Genomic DNA, 17030 nt, shown 5'->3' with positions numbered 1-17030 from the left:
CATGGCCGGACCCCGCTTCAGCGGCACGCTCGTCGAGGATGATGCGACGCCGGCCCCAGCCGGGCCGCGGTTCTCAGGGACGCTCGTCGAGGACGATGCGCCCGCGCCGGCCGAGGGTGGCCGCTCGCACGGCGCGCTCAACGCCTTCGCCCGCGGCGTCGTGAACGGCCTGCCCATCGTCGGCCCGTACGCGCTCGCCGGGATCGATCGCGCCGACGCGGCGGTGCGCGCCGTCCAAAACGATTCCCGCTACTCCGATGAGGTCGACGGGGCGAGGCGCTACGGCGCCGAGGTCGCGGCCGAGCATCCGATCGCCGAGACCGCGGGCGAGATCGGCGGCGGCATCGTCGGCACCGCGCCGCTGGTGCTCGCCGCGCCGGCCGCGTTCGGGGCGGGGGCTGGCGGCTTGCTCGGCAGGTCCGCCATCTCAGCCGCTACCGGCATGGCGCTCGGCGGCGCGGACGCGGCGGTTCGCAGTGATGGCGACCTGACGCAGATCAAGAAGGGCGTGGCCATCGGCGGAACGCTCGGCGCCGTCGCGCCCGGTCTCGGGCAGGCCGTTGGCGCGGGTGCGAAGAAGGTCGCCGAGGCGATCGGCGTGCGCGCGGCACCCTCTGCGGGCATGGGCGCAACCGCCATGGAGAAGCTGGCGGCCGATGCCGCGAATGCCGGCGGGACCGGAGCGGTGCGGGTACGCCTGGGCGAGCTCGGTCCAGAGGCTATGCTGCTCGATGCCTCTCCCTCATTCGAGGGGCGGGCGCAGGGACTTGCCGTGCTGCCTGATACCCGAGAGGCGATCGTCGACCCGATCCTTCGGCGCGCGTCCGGAGCCAACGGCCGGCTCGCAGCCGATGTCGATACCCACCTCGGGCCGACCCTCGACCCGGCCGCCTTCCAGGCCGAGTGGCGGCGCGCCTACGGCGAGGCCGTGCCGCCGCTCTACCAGAACGCGCTCGGCCAGCCCGTGCAGGTCGACACCTCCGGCGTTCTGGAGACCATCGGGCGGATGGGCGCACAGGAGAAGGGTGGCGCCGAGCTGGCACTCCGCCGGGCGTGGGGCCTGCTCCATGCCGAGCAGGAGGTGCCGGGCATCGGCCGCGCCGTCGTGCCGGACCGCCGGCCCGAGGCGCTGCACAACGCGAAGGAAGCGCTGGACTCGATGATCGCGCACGTCCAGGCGCAGCAGGGCTCGGCCGCCGCGAGCGAGTTGCGCGCCCTGTCGGCCGTGCGCTCCGGCGTGAACGATGCCCTTGAAGCGCAGGTCCCTGGCTACGCCGAAGCGAACCGGACGGCGCAGCATTTTTTCCAGCAGCGCGACGCCTTCGACAACGGCCAGCGCCTGCTCAACGGCGGTCGCGAGGCGGCCCGGCCGGCGCAGGTCGCCGCCGACACCGCCGCCATGACGCCGGAGGTGCAGCAGGCGCAGCGTCTTGGCCTGCGCACCGAGGTCGACCGCCTCGTCGGCACGCAGCTCAATGACCGGCTGGCGCTCCGGAAGGCGCTGATGGGCGAAGGAGACTACAACCGGGCCCGGATGGGGACGGTGTTCGGCGAGGAGCCGACCGCGGGCATGGCGGCGGCCGTCGACCGCGAGGCTGCGTTCGACGCGACGCACCAGAACATCGTACGGAATTCGCAGACGGCGCAGCGGACGGCGGCCGCGGCCGACCTCGCCCCCCGCGACGTGCGCCCGTCCGCGTCCGACGCCGTGCCGGCCGTCGCCGCGGCGGTTGGGGGCGTCCAGGCGGGCCTCGCCGCGCAGGCCGCGAAGCTCGGGATCAAGGGCGCGCAGGCCGGCTTCAACGCCGCCGGCCGAGCGCGCGACATCGCCCGCAACAAGGAACTCGCCGAAGCTCTGACCCGTCGTCAGGGCGAGCAGCTCGAGGCCCTGCTGGAGGCGATCGGCGCCCGACAGGCTGCGGAGCGGATGGCCAGCGGCGTCGGGCGCGCCGCGCAGATCGGGACGACGGCCGCGACGGTCTCGCAGGCGGATCGGGCGAAGGCCTACGTGCCCTTCGGCTTCCTGCCGGCGCGGCGGTGATCGTAGATCCCGTAGGACAGGGCTGCGACGAAAAACACGGTCAGCCCCGCCCAGACCGCAAGGCTACCGATCCGGGCATCCAGCCAGTCGATGAACCCCGGCACGGTCGCGTTCACGACCCACGAGACCACCGCCATGGCGACGGCGAACAGGACGAGCGTGAGGAGCACTTCGGGCCAGCGGCGCATGGCCCGATCATAGCACAGGTGTTCCGCGGAGCACCCGTCAGTGAGCGCGGCGGGTCAGCCAGAGCGCGCCGAAGCCGAGGACGAGCCCCCCGATCGGCACCAGCAGGAGCGAGAAAATCTGCTCGGTCGTCATGCCCTGAGATCCTTCAGATAGCCCCGTGCCGCCCAATGTAGGGCACCGCTGACGATCCAGCAAAACACGGTGATTCCGACGATGCCTGGAGGCACGGAGCTTATCACGGGCGTCGGGCCGTAGGGTATGTGCTTCGGAGCGAGAGCCGACACGAGCGGCGCCAGTCCGCCGACCGCGAAGACCGCGATGGCAATGCCGTTAGCGTAGGTCGCGGTCAGCTTCGATTGCTCGTTCGCGATGAGCTTCTTGTCCGCCTCGGCTTCGTCGCTCATCGGTCCCTCGAACATGGAAACGGCCGCCTCTCGGCGACCGCTGTCTGCGAACCTGCGTAGCACGGCCACGCTGAGTCGCCAGCCGTCACGCCATCGCGAGCAAGTCGCCCACGATGGTCCGCGCGAGCCGCACATCCGACGTCTCGTCGCCCAGCGAGCCTTCGCCTAACGTCTCGCCGAGGTGGTACCAAGCGATGGCTCGGGCCTTGATCAGCAGTCCGGCCAGGGTGGTGGCACGCAGAGCCGCGATCGCCTTCGCGGCGGCACTGGCGTCTGCATAGGCCGCGTCGACCGCCGGCGCCTCACCGTCAGCGCTCTCCAACTCCGAGAACCGCGTCCAGGCTGCTGTGAGATCGGCACCGAGCGTGATCAGGTCCGCATCCGGCGGCTCGGGCACTGTGAAGATCGGCGGCCGGGTCGCCGCGACGCCCGACAGGGCGGCGTGCGCGAGGAAGGCTCGGCGAGAGGGCACAGGTGTGCTATCGCTGGCGGATGCCATCGTGGGGTTCTCCAGATCTTGGGGTGGCGCTGGCCCGGCGCGGAGGTGGTGCTCCTGCCGGGCCGCTTCGTCTCTACGCGTGTCCGATTCCGAAGTGTCGGAAACGGCTTCCGAGATCTCGGAAAAGCGTACCGAGAGGACGGCCGTGATTTCCGACCTGCTCTGTGACGCCTGTCGTAGCCGCTTCCGTTGGCGAAAGTCTGGGTGAAAATTACCCCAAACTTGGGGTGCGAATTTGGGTGACTGTCCGCGACGGATCGGCTAGGCGGCCGCCGCCGTCGGGGGGAGGAGCTTCGCCAGCTTCGTCAGCCCCTTCGGTGTCACGCGAACCTGGGTGACGGTTTTCTCGGACCCATCCCCGCGGAGCACCGTGGTGGTCTTGTGCTCCAGGGAGCCGTCGACGAGGCGGGCCTGATAGGCGACCTCGCCAGCGCCGCCAGCCCGCATGTAGATCCACCCGTTCTGCCGCAGGTAGGCGAACAGCACCTTCGGTCGGACCTGCAGCGTCTTGGCCGCGTCGGTGACGCAGAGCGAGCCGTCCGAGACCGCGATCCGCTCCAGCGCTTCGACCTGCGGCGCCATCTCGGCGACGCGGCCTTCGAGTGCGATCACCTTTTCGACGTTCTCGAGCAGAAGCGCCCGGAGCGCGGCGGGGTTGGCGAGCGCCCGGGCAGGATTCCTGGCTTCGGCTTCGAGCTCCTGCCACCGGTCGATGATCCGCGCGCGCAGCTCGACGCTGTAGCCGGAGACGAGGATCAGGCACTCGCGCTGGGGCAGGCGGAGGATCGGATACTCCTGCCCATTCTGCGGGTTGCGGTGGGTGTCCTCAAAATTGAGGAGACCTCCCTCGCCATGCAGAGACAGCAGCATGGCACGAGCGTCACGCATAACGTTGTCGTGCCGCTTCCCGGTGCGCTCGGCGATGTCGAGGGTCGACATCGTGACAGCGCCTCCGAGGCTCGCGGCGATCGGGTCGTACGTGTTACGGGGTTCATCAGCCTGGGACATGGGGACCTCTATGCTTCGGGTGAGGCCTTCGAGGGCGGTGCAACGCCCTCGGAGGCCGACTTGATACGCGCGATCCGTTCGCGGACCGACCGGATGAACTCTGCATTCTGGGAGGTGCAGTTCCGCTTCGCTTCAGACGCGAGGAAGCCTCGAACGTCGTCAGGCATTCGGAACGTAGCCCTGGTCTCTTGCTCCATGCTATGTCTCCACAGTCACCGTGACTGCATGCGCACACTGTCACGGTGACTTAACGCGGTCAAGCGAAAAGTCACGGTGACATCTACTCATGGCGAACGACGCGACTGGGCGCGAATCCGACAAGTTCATGCTGCGGATGCCCGACGGCATGCGCGACCGCCTTAAGGCCGAAGCCGAGGCGAACAAGCGGAGCATGAACGCGGAGATCGTGGCGCGTTTAGAAAGCACGCTTGAAGCACGGGGAGGGATAGAGGCGTCCCCGGATAGAGCGTATTTCGAAGAGGCACTCAGAAAAACGAGCAAGAAACTCGCCGACCAAATGGTCGAGTACATAATGGAAAAGAAATTTTTATCGGATTTTTATCCAGATTTGATGTTTTCATATAAAAGACATGGGACGGATGAACGAAAAAACGTTGTTGTCGAAGTAAAAAGAAGCGAGAAATCGGCAATTAATGCCATAAATCAGATCAAGAACACTGCAAAACGAGACAATATCATTGATATTGGAATAGTAATGTTCGATAATAAGTACTATGCATTCGATGCGAGGAGCGGAGAAGTCATAAGTCCGCAATCAGAGCCAGAATTGTTTGATATGTACCAAAGAATTATGAGGGTAGATCTTAACAAGCTCGAATATGCTAACGTCGATCAAGCTCGGGTTACCGGCGCAGCTTGACCACATGCTGACCCCTTGACCCGACGGGCGAACCGCGGGAATAAGCCAACGTCCGCAGCGCTGCGCGCCGGACCCTGAAAGCCGCTCCGCAAGGGCGGCTTTTGTCGTTTCAGGACTCCACGACATGCCGACTGCCGCAGACCGCGACGCGCTGATCGCCAGCGCGCAGCGCATCGGCGCGGACCCGCTCGACTTGGCGACCGTGATGTCGTTCGAGAGCGGGTTCAGCCCTTCGATCCGGGGCGGGTCGGGCAACCGGCACATCGGCCTGATCCAGTTCGGACCGACCGAGCAGCAGCAGTACGGCGCGAGCCAGGATCAGAGCTTCGCGGATCAGCTCCCCGCCGTCGAGCGGTACCTGACCGACCGCGGCTTCAGGCCCGGCATGGGCATGCTCGACCTCTACTCGACGGTGAACGCCGGCCGGCCCGGCCTGTACGATCGGAGCGACACGGCGAACGGCGGCACGCCCGGCACGGTCGCCGACAAGGTCAACAGCCAGATGGCCGGCCACCGCGCGAAGGCCGCGGCCTTCCTCGGCGGCGCTTTCTCGCCCGGCTCGACGTCGCCCAGCGGCGCCTTCGGCCTTTCCGGACCGGTCGCCTCTGGCACCGCAGGTTCGGTCACGCCCGCCGGCGGCACCGCGATGCAGGCGCCGGAGCAGGATCGCAGCCTTCAGGTCGCGGCGCTCCTGCGGACCCTCACCGCCGCCGACGCGCCGGCCGCTTCGCCGGTCGCGCAGGCCGCCGCAGCTCCGGCCCCCGCGCCGGCCCCGCCGCAACCGCACCGCCGACAGGCGCCCGGCTTCGACGCGCAGCGGTTCTTCGCGCTGCTGCCCGGCGCCACGACCCGCTAACCCGAGGACGGCTTTATGCCCGGCGTCATCAACTGGGACGTCGCGCCCTCGGGCAACGACGTCTCGGATCCCCCGATCCTGTTCAACGAAGGCCAGCCGGCCAAGACGATCAACGATGCGATGCGGGCGCTCATGGCCTCCGTCGCGCTCTGGATGGTCGACAACTCCGGCGTGAACCAAGCCTTCGGGTCGGACGCCTACACCGTCATCACCCAGCAGGGCGTCTCGGCGAAGGCCGCGGGCCGGGCGCACACGCTGAAGTTCCGGACCACGACCACCAATCTGAACCCCTGCACGCTCGCGGCCGACAACAACGCGCCCAAGCCGTGGCTGCGTTGGGACGGGACGCAGTTCGGGCCCGGTGACATCGGCCAGAACGTCGTGTGGTCGGTGGTCTACGACCCGGTCGCGCAGGTCTACCGCACCCTGTCGCCGACCACCGAGCAGGCCGGCGCGGTCAAGGCCTTCGCCGGCCCGAACGTGCCCTCCGGGTGGGAAATCATGGACGGCCGCGCGGTCTCGCGCACCGCCTACGCTGCCCTGTTCGCGACGATCAGCACGGGTTGGGGCAACGGCGACGGCTTCACGACCTTCAACCTGCCCGACGCACGCGGGCGGACCCTGTTCGGAGCCAACCGCGGCACCGGGCGGCTCACCGCGGCGGGCGGCCTCGACGGCTCGCTCGGCAACATGGGCGGGGCAGACCAGGTGGTGATGCTGGCCCCGCAGATGCCGAGCCACATGCACACCTCGACCATGTCGCCGGCCGGCTTCTTCGAGCCCGAGATCCAGAAGGCTGGCGCGCACGATCACGGCGGCACGAAAGTCGGCGGCGACCACGCGCATTCCGGCACGACCGGGCTCAGCGGCACCCACACCCACGGTGGCACGACCGACACGAGCGGCGACCACGCCCACGTCGTGCAGTACGGCTACGGCCTCGTCAGCACCCAGACGCCGAACAACGCCCAGGTGGTCACCGGCATCAACCTGGGTTCGCAGGGCAACGGCCAGACGACGCAGAGCGGGCCGCACCAGCACACCTTCACGACCGGCCAGGGCGGCAACCACACGCACGCCTTCTCGACCGATCCGGGCGGCTCGCACGCGCACGAGATCCCGGTCGACGGCGACCACATCCACACGATCGATCCGACCCCGAACCACGTCCACACGCTGGTGATCGACGCGGCCGGTTCCGGCGCCCCGCATCCGAACGTGCCCCCGGGGGCCGTCGTGATCTGGGCCATCAAGACCTAACCTTCGGAGAACACCGTCATGGGTGTCTGGAACTGGTCGCTGTCCGCGGCCCGTAATGCGCTGTCCGATGCCCTGATCCAGGCCATCGACGGTGCCTCGGCGCGCAACCTGCCGGGCCTGGTCCGGTCCGTCATGGCGGCGATGCGCGCCTACGCGGACGACCAGGGCGGCGGCATCGTCACGACCGGCACGGCCAACGCCTACGTCGCGGCGACCTCCTCGGGCGTGTCCGAGCTCCGGCCCGGCATGTCCCTGCTGCTGCGCCTCGACCGCACCAACACCGGGGCGGCCAGCCTCAACGTCGACGGCTCCGGGCCGAAGCCCTGGCGGGACATCGCCGGAAAGGAGTTCGACCCGGGCGACCTCGTGGCCGGCACCACCGTCTCGGTGGTCTACGACGAGACGACCGACGCGTGGCTCGCCACCGGCTGGGTGATCGGCGGCAACGCGACCAAGCTCCGGATCACGCTGCCGGGCGGCGCGCCGCAGTCTCTGCCGACGGCGATCGCGCCCGTGGTCTCGCTCGGGATCGCGCGCGCCGACATCCCGACCCGCATCATCCCGATCACCTCGTTCCGGGTGTCCGGCTTCGCGGCCGCGGGCGATTACGGGGTCGGCGCGACCTACATCCGCGGCACCTCGGCCGGCCCGATGGCGATCCAGGACGCCGCCGGCACGTGGTTCCAGCTCGACCTCGGCAAGCCGGCGATGCAGGCGGGCTGGTTCGGCGTCGTGCCGAACGTGCTCACCGTCATCCAGGCCACGGCGAACCGCATCGGCCTGAACGTCGCGAAGGCGTTCCTCACCACCGGCCGGACCCTGTACCTGCCCACGGGCAAGATCGCGCTCGTGCCCGACCCGGCCAAGGTCAACGACCCGGCTTGGGAGCTGGGCAACGGCACCGACACCAGCGTCTCGACCGTGGCCGGCTTCTCGGTCCTGCCGGCCGGCGGCTGCTCGACCCCGGGCGGCGGCGAGGTCGGCGGCCCGGGCGGCACCGAGTTCGTCGCGGTCGGCTCCTGGGGCACCGGACAGGTGTTCAAGCTCAACGGCCCGATCACCGGCGTGGACGTGCGCCTGTCGGTGAACTGCAACGGCATCGCCGCGACTGGCGTCGACGTGGTCCACGCGTTCCGGTCGAACCTCGAGTTCGAGGTCCAGCGCTACACCGTCAACGGGGCGGTGCTGCGCACGATCAACGGCCCGACCTTCAACGGCCTGACGCAGGGCTTCATGGAGTGCACGGGGCGGATCACCACGACGCTGCCGGCGACCCGCACCGCCGAGGGCGTGGTGCTTCGCGCCTACGAGGCGGTCGTCGCCAAGAACGCGCCCGGCTACTTCTACCAGGGCTTCAGCCGCAACAATTTCCGCATCAAGTCGGAGATCCCCGGCGCCGCCGGCTGCGCTGCGGTCGTCATCGACCGGATCGACAACAACCTCCTGCCGATGATGTTCACCTATGCCGGCGGCAACGGTGCCGATGCGGGCTCGGGCGGCGTGCGCGGCATCGCGAGCCAGGACGGCTTCTTCCCGTGCGAGAACACCTTCTTCGCCGGGCACATCCTCGGCGGCTGGATCGGGAACTGGGGCACCGGCGGCAACCGCGCGCCGGCCTACTCGACCTCGGACGGTGAGACGCTGCCCCCGCCCTCCTTCGTCTGGGACACGCACACCGGTCTGTTCGGCGGGATCCGCCGGATGTACGCCGACGACAGCGGGACGGTCGGGGCTCCGAGCTACACCTTCACCTCCGCTCAGAACTCCGGCCTGTTCCTCGTCCCCGGCAGCGGCGGCGCGGTCGGCCTCACGGCCGGCGGCGTGCTCGGCGTGCAGGCGGACACCGCGGGCCGCGTCGGTCTCGGCATGGCGCCGGTCGCCGGCTACGGGGCGGCGATCGCCGGCGATGTCGCCCTCGCGGGCGGCTCCCGGACGATCATGGCGACCTCGGGCAGCTTCCTCCAACTCCAGGGCCCGAACACCGTCTACCTGTCGACCGGCGGCACGCAGCGCGTCACGGTCGACAGCACCGGCCTGTCCGTGGCCGCGGCCGGCACTTTCGGCGGCGGCCTGACCGCGGGCGGGGATCTCAGCCTCGGCGGCGGGTCGCGGACCATCTCGGCGACGGCCGGCGTCTTCCTGCAGCTCCAGGCGCCGACCACGGTCTTCCTCACCACGGGCGGCGTCCAGCGGGTGACGGTGGACAGCACCGGCCTCACGGTCGCGGCCGGCGGCTCGTTCGGGACCACGCTCAACGTCACCGGCAAGGGCACCTTCGGGAACGACCTCGCGGTGACCGGCACGGGCACGTTCGGCGCGGTCACCACCGCCGGCGCCGGCTCGCTCGGGTCGCTCGCCGTCACCGGCAACGGCACGGTCGGCGGGACCCTCGGCGTCACGGGTGCGGCGAGCTTCGGCGCGACGCTGACCGTGACCGGCAAGGCGACGCTGAACAACGACCTCGCCCTCTCCGGCCTGATGACGGTCGGCGGCACCCTGACCAGCACCGGCAAGGGCACGTTCAACGGCGGCCTCGCCGTGACCGGGACGGCGACGCTCAACTCCGGGCTGACCGTGGTGGGCGCCAGCAGCCTGTCGGGCGACGTCAGCCTCGACGGCGGCTCGCGCACGATCGCCGCCTCGAGCGGGGCCTTCCTCCAGCTCCAGGCCCCGACGACCGTCTACCTGACCACGGCGGGCGCGCAGCAGGTCGCGGTCGACAGCACCGGCATCTCGCCGGCCGCGACCAACACCCGCGACCTCGGCAAGAGCGCCTCGCTCCAGTGGCGCAACCTCTATCTCCAGAACGCCGTCACGGTGAACTCGGACGCGAAGCTGAAGGACGCGATCGAGGCCATCCCCGAAAGCGTGCTGCGCGCGGTGCGGGCCGTGCCGATGCGCCGGTACAAGCTGAAGCAGTCGATCGAGGAGAAGGGCGCCGACAAGGCGCGGTGGCACGTCGGGGTGATCGCCCAGGACATCGCCGCGGCGTTCGAGGCCGAGGGCGAGGACGCCTTCGCCTGGTCGGTGCTGTGCCGGACCGCCGACACCGTCATGGTGCCGGTGGCGGTCGACGATCCGGAGGCCGACGGCGGCCGGCGCGTCGAGATCGAGGAGCGCCCCGTGCTCGACGCCGACGGCCGGCAGACCAGCACGCTCTCGGTCCGGTACGACGAGTGGCAGAACCTCGTCCTGGCCGCGCGCCTCGCCGCCTGACGCCACTCCGCCCGACCTGTCCGTCCGCGCCGCCTCCGGGCGGCTTTTTCATGCCCGGAGCCATCATGCCCCTGCGTCACGAGGCGCGGGCCGCCCTCGCGTGCCTCGCGCTCGCGGGATCGGTCCCGCGCGCCCAGGCCGAAGTCGCCTCCTGGTACGGCTCCGGCCACCGGACCGCGAACGGCGAGCGGTTCGTGCCCGACGGGCTGACCGCCGCGCATCGGAGCCTGCCGTTCGGGACCCGGGTACGGGTGACCTACGGCGGCCGGTCGGTGGTCGTGCGGATCAACGACCGCGGCCCGTTCATCGCCGGCCGGGCAATCGATCTCTCGCGCGGCGCGGCCCGGGCCATCGGCCTAGCGGGCGTCGGCCGCGTCCACCTCGCCATCCTCGGCTGACCCGGAGACCATCATGGACGTCTCGCCCATCGGACGCGCCGCCCTCGAGGGGCGCGAAGGCACCCGGCTGACCGCCTACAAGGATTCCGTCGGCGTCTGGACGATCGGCACCGGCATCACGACCGCCTCCGGGCTGATCAAGGTGGTGCCCGGCCTCACGATCACGCCGCTCCAGTCCGACGCGCTCTTCGCCGCGGCGCTGGAGAAGTACGCGGCCCCGGTCCGCGCCGCCCTCGCGAAGCCGGTCCCGCAGCCGTTCTTCGATGCCTGCGTGAGCCTCGCCTACAACATCGGCCCGGTCGGCTTCGCGCACTCGACCGTGGTCCGGCGCGCCAATGCCGGCGACCTCGCGGGTGCCGTCGAGGCGTTCCTGATGTGGAACAAGCCCGCGGCGATCATCTCGCGCCGGCAGGGTGAGCACGACCAGGCCGCCCTCGCCTCCTACGCCGGGGCCAAGGTCTACGCGCGCCGCGGCGACCGCGCGCCCGTGAAGGCGATGGCCGGCACGCTGCCGGCCCCGGCGAGCGCGCCCGACCCGCTCTCGCCGATGACGGGAGCGAAGCCAGCCGCCGCGCGCCCCACCCTCTTCAACCGCTTCGTCGATCTCTTCCTCGGACGAAAGGCCGCCTGATGCCCCGCTCTCGCTTCCACCGCGCCCGCATGCTGTGGCGCCGCCTCAGCGGCTGGCGCACGTTCATCTTCTTCACCCCGGCCTTCCTGCTGGCGCTGCTCGACGCGCTGCACGCCGTCGACTTCCGGCAGCTGCTCATTGACATGGGCGCGCCGGAGGGGACCGCGAAGGCGATCGTGGCCGGGTGCTTCCTGATGGGTCTCGTGATGCGGGCCTACACGACCACGCCGCCCATGCGCGCGCCGGACCGCGACGCGCCCGGAGGGTCCCGCTGATGATCGCCGCTCTCCTGACCCTCGTCCCAGGCCTGCTCGGCAAGATCCTCGACTTCGCCAACAAGCGGGCCGACACGGACCTCGCCAAGCACCAGGTCGATGTCGGCGCCGACGTCTCGACCAACGCGCAGATGTTTCAGGCCTGGATCGTGGCGCAGCAGCAGGTCGCGGCCGCGCGGAACGCCGATCGAGCCTCACTGCTGACCGCCTGGATGATGCCCGTCGCGTTCGCGATCGCGATCATCCACTTCGGTGCCGTGACCTTTGATTGCTTCCCCTGGGACGGTCACACGGTCGGCTCCTGGAAGATCGCCGCGATGCCGGGCGAGTACCTGGAGATCCAGAAGACGATCATCTGGGCCGGCGTCGGCCTGATCGGTCTGCTCGGCGTCAAGAAGACCTTCACCCGGTAACCCTCTCCCGCCCCGGAGAGGGGTAGGGCCGCGAAAGACCGCCGCCATGGACACGTCCTTCCTGTCGCCCGGGCCGATCACCTGGGCGCAGCTCATCGCGCTCGCGCTGTTCCTGTTCTCGGTCGGCAAGGGCGTCGACTGGGTCGTGGGAAAGCTGCGCACCGGCACGAAGGAGGCGGTCTCGCCGCTCACGATCGACATGGCGGCGGCCAAGATCGAGATCCGGTCGCTCGAGGAGAAGCTGAACGCCTTCAAGATCGAGGTGGCGCGGACCTACGTGACTGGCGACGTCATCACCCGCCTGGAGCGGCGCATCGACGACATGGTGACCTCGGTGCGGAGCGAGATGGCAGAGACCCGCGAGGCGATGCTGAAGGCCTTCATGCGGCGGCCGCCGGACTGACCACCCGCATCCTCGTCGTGAAGCTGCCCCAAGGCGCTCTGGCTTCGGCCGGGGCGCCTTTTGTCGTTTCAGCCCCGCCGACGGCACCGCGCGGGGCCTTTTTCCATCGGCTCGCGCTGACTCAGGTTAGTGTGGACGAGGCGCCATTGTGCGACAATAGACCATCGCTGGCAGATTGCCTCGGGCGCTGGCGGCCGAGAGTGACTTGCGCTCCCGCCCACCAGCGGGGACTGGCATGTCGCGCCTCTTCTTTGATTTCCACGATGGGCAGTCGTTCCTGCGCGATCCTATAGGCTTCGAATGCAGTGATCGTGAAATGATACGGAATGAAGCTATGCGAGCTTTGTCGCTCATGGCTAAAGAGGTCATTCCCGGGAAGGGCGAGATCCAAGCCTTTACGGTTATTGTTCGCAATGCTGCCCACGCAACTGTCTACACAGCGACCGTATCGTTCGCTGGCCTCTGGCTGGGAGAGCTCCCGATCCCTCCCGGCAAACAGGACCCTTTCGATTGAATCGGCGATCGGTGCCTCTCTGATCGCCTAGCTAAGTTGCCTCCTGGCAGCAATCAGCGAACCCTCTCCGGCACCTCGGGTTTGAGCCACAGGGGGGGGCTCGCGATTCCGGAGGCGTGTGTGTCACGCTACTTCATCAGCACAGCCAACGGGCACGAGGTTGAGGACGAGGAAGGCGTGGAGCTATCCGGCCGGGAGGAACTGCGCACAATCCTTCGGAAAACGCTGACAGCCATTCTTCACGATGAAAGCGCGAACGACGGGGCAACCGAGTGCAGCGCGCGTGCCTGCGATGAAAATGGCCGCTTGGTGATGCGGGCGCGGGCCAGCATCGACATCGAAGATCAGTAGGCGCTCGGCTCACACGCTGGTGAGATCAGGCGCTCCCCCGCCCCGTGAGCAGATCGGGGCGGGGCCGAGCGGATGCTGCGACGGATATGAACCTTCGCAGCGTCGGGCTTGATGGACCTAGGATTAACGAACGTCCCCTCACGCATGCGCAACAGCGGGAGGCGATTTAGTCCTCGTCCCCGATGGTAAGGGGCGCAGCGTCGTGCGCATCCTCTGCCATAACAAAATTGGGCTGGGCCCGCATTTCCAGAAGTCTGGCTCTCAGAAATTTTCGATTATAGATCTTGAAGTGAAGCTGCTGGCTAGAATGCCTGCATTGTAATTCAAATTGCGGGCGCTCGACTCCGCACCATTCTGCGACTTCTGCCATTGTTTCGCCCAGAATAAGCCAAGCCCGCGCACATACATCAACGACATCTTCATCGCTACCAGGCAATCGCCAGTATCTCTCAACACAGGGCAGCGAATCCTCGTCTTCAGCTAGAAATCCCAAGAAATCGCCATTCACTGCTAAAGCACCGATGAACGCCCTCATGGCATCATCGCTGTCTTCGTTTGAATTAACCGGGAAGCTAAGTCCTAGCTTTATGCCACGGCCTTCTGTAATTCCAAGCCAACCTGAGCTCTTGAGGGCTAGCATACCGTGATGAACGACGTAGTCACGATTGCTGGACAGCTGTCGAAGCAGCGGATCTGTGGATAGTTTTTTTCCGAAAGGCTCAAACCAATCTTTGAAACCAGTCTCGTTCTGTAACGCCTTACGTATAAGTGGAATAATCTCCTTAATAGCCTTGATAAACACGTTGAGATGCCATCGGAATGGCTCGGCTTGATGATAGTGTCGCTCTAATCCATGTATCCAGAAGTGCGCCTCTTGGAAACGGTCGAAGGCTGGCTCAAGCCGATCTAGCAAATTTTTCTTTGCCATGACTAATACACGCGCGTTGGATCGCACTTGATTAGTTCTATGAGCGTTCCGATGCACTCCGCCTCATCCTCGCTCGCATCCGCCTCGATGAACCGATGCATCTGCTCCTCGCACGTCGGTCGCTTGGCGCCGAGTTTGGCGGGTTTGGGTCTGGTGGGCATAACAATCCGCATAGATGAGCCTTTGAAGGTGGCCGCCATCATATACGGGGGTGTGGTTTTGCCCGAACCCGTTCATAACCCTCCGCGACGACGAGCGAGCGGAGCCTAGGTCGTGTAGCTTGCGCGTCGTGTTGCGAACGGAGGTCGCCTGTGGCCGGCGAGATTGAAGCGTACCTGAACGCGCGCCTCGCGTTTGAGGAATGCCGGACTGAAATTGAAACCATCGCGGATGAGATTGTTCGTGTAGGTGCCCTCATAAAGAAAGATCCGGCGCGGATTTGTTTTAGCGACACCGGAAACGATCTTCCTCCTGGAATTTTCAGCGGACTGAAATATCCGGCGTCGGACTGGAAGTCGGCATCTGAGCTTCAAAGTATTTTAGTGCGATTTCATGCTGCTCGCGCGACTCTGCGTTCAGCATGGTCTGTAGTGCCTCCGACCCTCAGAAGTGGCCTTCAGCCTCCTCCTATTGGCGTGCTACCACCTCAACAGTTCGGGCGAAAAGATCACGACTGATCGTCGGGCTTTTGGTGTCCGACCACTCGTTCATTGCTTTTATTGATGAGTCTGGTCATGAGGGTGACCCGGAGAAAGCAGGCGCGTCTGAATTTTTGATTATATCTGCGGTTGTAGTCCGAGCGGTGGCCCAGCAGAGCGTAACCGATGTGTGGGATTTAGCTCGGCGGCACGCCAAAAAATCTCCTACCTGGGACTGGAAATCCTTTAAAGACATATCGTCTCCCGGGCATAAATTCTTAATATCACGGCTAATTAGTGATTTGCCCGTGAAGATTGTGGCCGTAATCGCCCACAAGCCAACTATAAATTACCTTGGAAAGACGGGTAAATTCGGCGATCTTTATTTCTATTTATCCCATCTGTTGCTTGAACGAATTTCTTGGGTCTGCCGCGAGACTTTTCCTTTATATCCTTCCGGTGACGGCACGGTCAAAATAATATTTAGCGAGCGTGCAAACCTCAGGATGGATACGTTTGCGGAATACGTAACAAAAATCAAAGTCGGAGAGTCGCGGTATTTTTCGAATGTGGCTTGGGATTTTGTGGATCTCGCTAACATCCACACTCGGAGGCACAAAGACTGCGACGGACTTCGCATTGCAGATTTTGTAGCCAGCTCATTTGGTAGTGCAATTGAATACAAGCAATTCGATCTAACCGACGACCGCTACATCATTCAAATGCGCCGGAAGATTTTCTCTCTTGGTAGAGAGATAAAGCATCATGGCATCAAGCTATTCCCGCCAGAATGCGAAGGGCCTCTTCCGATGGAGCCACGAATGCGATGGCTCAATATGGGAAGCTGAAGAGTAAGCTCGACGGGTCGGTTCCTTCTTCCCCGCACCCACAGGCGCCCAAAGGCGCTTTGGGATGACCCTAATGGGCACCCGTCGGCTGCTAAAAAAATAGTGGGTTTAGCGCCAAAATTCAACGCTTCATGCTGGCGCCGTTCTGTCAAGGCAGCGGTACGTTAGGCACCTACATATCGTCTCTTTGGGCGCTCGGGCCGCGGGCTACATTCGTGCGCCTCTAGCTTCACCCGGCTGTAGTGCCGAAAGTCAAACGCCGAGGGGCGGCGGTGCAGGTGCGGCTGGTCAAAGCGCCACCTCGCAGATCGTTAACCGCTCGCCGCTACCCCGCCGTTCATGTCAGCCTTCCCGCCCGCCGTTGCCTCCTAGCGCGACCAGATCGAGCGCCTGTCCGAGCACGCCTCGCCGTGCCGGTATCTGACCCGGCGCGATGTGAGGGCCGGCTCCCGTGTCTGCAAAGATCCGCAGCGAACCTCGGACCTAAGCCTTTCGCGCCGCTTCGATCTTCTCGGTGGCAACCCGCACAACCTCCTGTACCAGCGGCGGCCAAGTCACGTTGTTGTCCGAAAGAAAGCGGGCGGCTCGCACAAGCGCTGTGAGTTGATGGGGTGGAAGCGCACGTCCCATGACCTGCGAACCGAGCATCTGTTCGGCGAGCGCGTTCGCCAGACGCAGAACCTCGGACATCTTCGTAGGCTCTGCATCTGCACCGGTCACGTCAGGTGGCCCTTCGCCTTCAGGTGCTCGGTAGACCATGATGCATATCGGCTGATCAGCGCGTCGCATAGCTCTGTCGGCTCGGACCGAAGCGTTCCTGTCGCCTAGCCCCGCTTTAGCGGCCTCCTGCCTTTCGGCGCGACCAGATCGAGCGCTTTGAAGCCGTCATCAGCCCATGGCATGTGAGGCCATGACCTATCGTGTTGAATTCCGCAGAGACGGCGCTGTCATCGGCGAGGCCGAGGGCTTCGAAGATCGAGCTGCGGCCAAGCGGCTCGCAGAGGCAGAGATCGCCCAGCGTGACGCCGAGATCGCACTCGTGATCGACGTGGACGGGACTGGACTGGAGGTCGCGTCGATCAGGCTGGATGCCATGAAGTGGGACGACGAGTAAGCGCGGCGTCAGGTCGCTTCTCCGGCTACCGGACGAAGCCGGGTCAGACCTGGGTGCCGCCGGTTTGGGAGTTCGCGGCGCGGGGCAGCCGAAGCGCCTGACCGGTCTCGGCTTTCCGGACGTCATCCACACCGCTCCACCATGATCTCGCGCGTCTCGACCGC

Annotated in this window: 21 protein-coding genes; 15 read left to right on the top strand and 6 right to left on the bottom strand. The window is 66.4% G+C overall.

Annotation, left to right across the window (positions count from 1 at the left end):
- The first annotated feature begins 1 nt into the window (after position 1).
- Positions 2–2041 carry a hypothetical protein gene (locus ACQKQD_RS06435; protein ID WP_427507827.1) on the top strand — a complete coding sequence of 680 codons (2040 nt, stop codon included), beginning with the start codon at positions 2–4 and terminating at the stop codon, positions 2039–2041.
- On the opposite strand, the gene ACQKQD_RS06430 is transcribed toward ACQKQD_RS06435, so the two are convergent.
- From ACQKQD_RS06430 to ACQKQD_RS06415, 4 genes are all read right to left on the bottom strand, one after another.
- Positions 2005–2229, bottom strand: coding sequence for a hypothetical protein (locus ACQKQD_RS06430; RefSeq protein WP_427507826.1), 225 nt, complete (start codon positions 2227–2229; stop codon positions 2005–2007). The genes ACQKQD_RS06435 and ACQKQD_RS06430 overlap by 37 nt on opposite strands.
- Before the next feature lie 129 nt (positions 2230–2358).
- The gene (locus ACQKQD_RS06425; protein WP_427507825.1) at positions 2359–2634 is read right to left on the bottom strand and encodes an amino acid transporter protein; all 276 of its coding nucleotides are present in this window, start codon (positions 2632–2634) and stop codon (positions 2359–2361) included.
- Between the two features lie 85 nt (positions 2635–2719).
- Positions 2720–3133 carry a hypothetical protein gene (locus ACQKQD_RS06420; protein WP_427507824.1) on the bottom strand — a complete coding sequence of 138 codons (414 nt, stop codon included), beginning with the start codon at positions 3131–3133 and terminating at the stop codon, positions 2720–2722.
- Between the two features lie 261 nt (positions 3134–3394).
- Entirely contained in the window at positions 3395–4072 is a 678-nt protein-coding gene (locus tag ACQKQD_RS06415) for a phage antirepressor KilAC domain-containing protein (RefSeq protein WP_427507823.1), read from the bottom strand.
- A gap of 355 nt (positions 4073–4427) precedes the next feature.
- Here ACQKQD_RS06415 and ACQKQD_RS06410 point away from each other — a divergent pair, with 355 nt between their 5' ends.
- From ACQKQD_RS06410 to ACQKQD_RS06360, 11 genes are all read left to right on the top strand, one after another.
- The gene (locus ACQKQD_RS06410) at positions 4428–5021 is read left to right on the top strand and encodes an Arc family DNA-binding protein (protein ID WP_427507822.1); all 594 of its coding nucleotides are present in this window, start codon (positions 4428–4430) and stop codon (positions 5019–5021) included.
- Positions 5022–5145: 124 nt separating this feature from the next.
- Complete coding sequence (locus ACQKQD_RS06405; RefSeq protein WP_427507821.1) at positions 5146–5877, top strand: hypothetical protein; 732 nt, start codon at positions 5146–5148, stop codon at positions 5875–5877.
- A gap of 15 nt (positions 5878–5892) precedes the next feature.
- Positions 5893–7137, top strand: a complete 1245-nt coding sequence (locus ACQKQD_RS06400) for a phage tail protein (protein ID WP_427507820.1) — start codon at positions 5893–5895, stop codon at positions 7135–7137.
- An 18-nt stretch (positions 7138–7155) separates the two neighbouring features.
- Positions 7156–10353, top strand: a complete 3198-nt coding sequence (locus ACQKQD_RS06395; RefSeq protein ID WP_427507819.1) for a tail fiber domain-containing protein — start codon at positions 7156–7158, stop codon at positions 10351–10353.
- 65 nt (positions 10354–10418) lie between these two features.
- Positions 10419–10751, top strand: coding sequence for a septal ring lytic transglycosylase RlpA family protein (locus tag ACQKQD_RS06390; RefSeq protein WP_427507818.1), 333 nt, complete (start codon positions 10419–10421; stop codon positions 10749–10751).
- 13 nt (positions 10752–10764) lie between these two features.
- Positions 10765–11382, top strand: a complete 618-nt coding sequence (locus tag ACQKQD_RS06385; protein WP_427507817.1) for a lysozyme — start codon at positions 10765–10767, stop codon at positions 11380–11382.
- Complete coding sequence (locus ACQKQD_RS06380) at positions 11382–11657, top strand: hypothetical protein (protein ID WP_427507816.1); 276 nt, start codon at positions 11382–11384, stop codon at positions 11655–11657. The genes ACQKQD_RS06385 and ACQKQD_RS06380 overlap by 1 nt, the downstream gene beginning before the upstream one ends.
- The gene (locus tag ACQKQD_RS06375) at positions 11657–12070 is read left to right on the top strand and encodes a hypothetical protein (protein WP_071000448.1); all 414 of its coding nucleotides are present in this window, start codon (positions 11657–11659) and stop codon (positions 12068–12070) included. The genes ACQKQD_RS06380 and ACQKQD_RS06375 overlap by 1 nt, the downstream gene beginning before the upstream one ends.
- Before the next feature lie 46 nt (positions 12071–12116).
- On the top strand, positions 12117–12473 hold the full coding sequence (locus ACQKQD_RS06370) for a hypothetical protein (RefSeq protein ID WP_427507815.1): 357 nt from the start codon (positions 12117–12119) through the stop codon (positions 12471–12473).
- Positions 12474–12708: 235 nt separating this feature from the next.
- Positions 12709–12987 (top strand): DUF6894 family protein, encoded by a 279-nt coding sequence (locus ACQKQD_RS06365; protein WP_427507814.1) that lies wholly within the window; start codon positions 12709–12711, stop codon positions 12985–12987.
- Between the two features lie 120 nt (positions 12988–13107).
- Positions 13108–13338 carry a DUF6894 family protein gene (locus ACQKQD_RS06360; protein ID WP_427507813.1) on the top strand — a complete coding sequence of 77 codons (231 nt, stop codon included), beginning with the start codon at positions 13108–13110 and terminating at the stop codon, positions 13336–13338.
- A 166-nt stretch (positions 13339–13504) separates the two neighbouring features.
- Here the strand turns inward: ACQKQD_RS06360 and ACQKQD_RS06355 are convergent, their stop codons facing one another.
- Positions 13505–14266 (bottom strand): hypothetical protein, encoded by a 762-nt coding sequence (locus tag ACQKQD_RS06355; protein WP_427507812.1) that lies wholly within the window; start codon positions 14264–14266, stop codon positions 13505–13507.
- A gap of 311 nt (positions 14267–14577) precedes the next feature.
- On the opposite strand from ACQKQD_RS06355, the gene ACQKQD_RS06350 reads away from it, so the two are divergent.
- Together ACQKQD_RS06350 and ACQKQD_RS06345 are read left to right on the top strand one after the other, a co-directional pair.
- A complete protein-coding gene (locus ACQKQD_RS06350) occupies positions 14578–14943 on the top strand; it encodes a hypothetical protein (RefSeq protein ID WP_427507811.1) in 366 nt (121 codons plus the stop codon).
- Between the two features lie 14 nt (positions 14944–14957).
- Positions 14958–15752 carry a DUF3800 domain-containing protein gene (locus ACQKQD_RS06345; protein ID WP_427507810.1) on the top strand — a complete coding sequence of 265 codons (795 nt, stop codon included), beginning with the start codon at positions 14958–14960 and terminating at the stop codon, positions 15750–15752.
- A gap of 483 nt (positions 15753–16235) precedes the next feature.
- Here the strand turns inward: ACQKQD_RS06345 and ACQKQD_RS06340 are convergent, their stop codons facing one another.
- On the bottom strand, positions 16236–16442 hold the full coding sequence (locus ACQKQD_RS06340; RefSeq protein ID WP_427507809.1) for a hypothetical protein: 207 nt from the start codon (positions 16440–16442) through the stop codon (positions 16236–16238).
- A 220-nt stretch (positions 16443–16662) separates the two neighbouring features.
- Between ACQKQD_RS06340 and ACQKQD_RS06335 the strand changes: the two genes are divergently transcribed.
- Positions 16663–16866: a hypothetical protein gene (locus ACQKQD_RS06335; protein ID WP_427507808.1), complete on the top strand. Its 204-nt coding sequence runs from the start codon at positions 16663–16665 to the stop codon at positions 16864–16866.
- Positions 16867–17030: the final 164 nt, after the last annotated feature.

Source organism: Methylobacterium sp. NPDC080182, assembly GCF_050281105.1.
Taxonomy (GTDB): domain Bacteria; phylum Pseudomonadota; class Alphaproteobacteria; order Rhizobiales; family Beijerinckiaceae; genus Methylobacterium.
The sequence above is the reverse complement of the archived record's forward strand: the minus strand, read 5'-3'. Positions and strand labels throughout refer to the sequence as shown.